1 protein-coding gene is annotated in these 1235 nt (G+C 42.3%); it reads left to right on the top strand.

Annotated features, from left to right (window positions below; genetic code table 11):
* Positions 1-75: 75 nt before the first annotated feature.
* Positions 76-1235 (top strand): hypothetical protein (locus QUA44_RS30525; protein ID WP_333310113.1); only part of this gene is annotated, 1160 nt, incomplete at its 3' end.

Here is a 1235-nt window from a genome sequence, read left to right as displayed (position 1 = left end):
GTATCGGCTCAATAAGTAGGGGTAGCACAGAAAAAAAAGTAAGCAGAGTGCACAAAGTGTCATAAAATAGGACACATGACGCAAAAGATTATTTCACCAGACAAGTCATCCTTCAAGATACTGCAAACCATCGACCCCCCAGGGATTGCAGACGAATCCATGCGTCATACAGTAGAGCTTTTACTGAACCTCATAGAACAATTACAATTAAAAGTCAAAGACTTGGAGTCAGAGAATCAACGGTTAAAAGATGAAAACAACCGATTGAAGGGAGAGCAAGGAAAACCAGACATCAAAGCCAAGTCCAAAGGATTCAAAAGCCAGCACTCTTCAGAGAAAGAACGAAAAACGCCAAAAAAGCACAGCAAAGGCAGTAAGAACGCCACGATTAAAATAGATCGAGAAGAAATACTAGAATATCCCCCAGACCAACTGCCAGCAGATGCAGAATTTAAAGGATACGAACAAGTAATCATCCAAGATATCAGCTTGGCAACCGACAACATATTATTCCGCAAACAGAAATATTATTCACCCTCAGTCGGAAAAACTTATGTAGCAGAATTACCAAGGGGCTACGAAGGAGAATTTGGACCAGGAATCAAAGCCTTAATCATCAGTTTGTACTATGGTGGCAATATGACGCAAGGCAAACTACTGGAGTTTTTAGCAGCTCTAGGTATTTCTAGATCAGCGGGTTATTTATCCAACCTGTTAATCAAAAACCACTCGGGTTTTGAAACCGAGAAACAAGAAGTTTATAATTCAGGACTAGCAAGTAGCCCTTGGCAACACTTCGACCAAACTGGCGCGCGTGTAGGTGGAGTCAACCATACCACCAATATCATCTGCAACCCTTTATATACAGTCTACTTCACAACAGCTAATAAAGATAGGCTGACGGTACTCAAAGGATTACAGCCCGGACGAGAACTAAAATTCATGCTGAATCCGCTGACATTCTCACTAATTGGGGACTTCAAAATCCCGACTAAATGGCAGAATGCTCTCAAGCTATTACCCCAAGGAACTGTGTTGAGTGAGGCACAGTTTAATCACCTACTCAATAAGTATGTACCAAAACTGGGCGCTCAACAAGTTACCCGGATTAGGGAAGCAGCAGCTATTGCTTTCTATCATCAGCAAACAGATTGCCCAGTCGTACAAACCCTCTGTTGTGATGATGCTCCGCAATTCAAGTTAATCACTGCCGAGCGAGCGTTATGTTGGGTACA

The organism is Microcoleus sp. N9_A2 (assembly GCF_036701775.1).
Classification (GTDB): domain Bacteria; phylum Cyanobacteriota; class Cyanobacteriia; order Cyanobacteriales; family Microcoleaceae; genus Microcoleus.
This window is presented reverse-complemented; position numbering and strand designations above follow the sequence as displayed.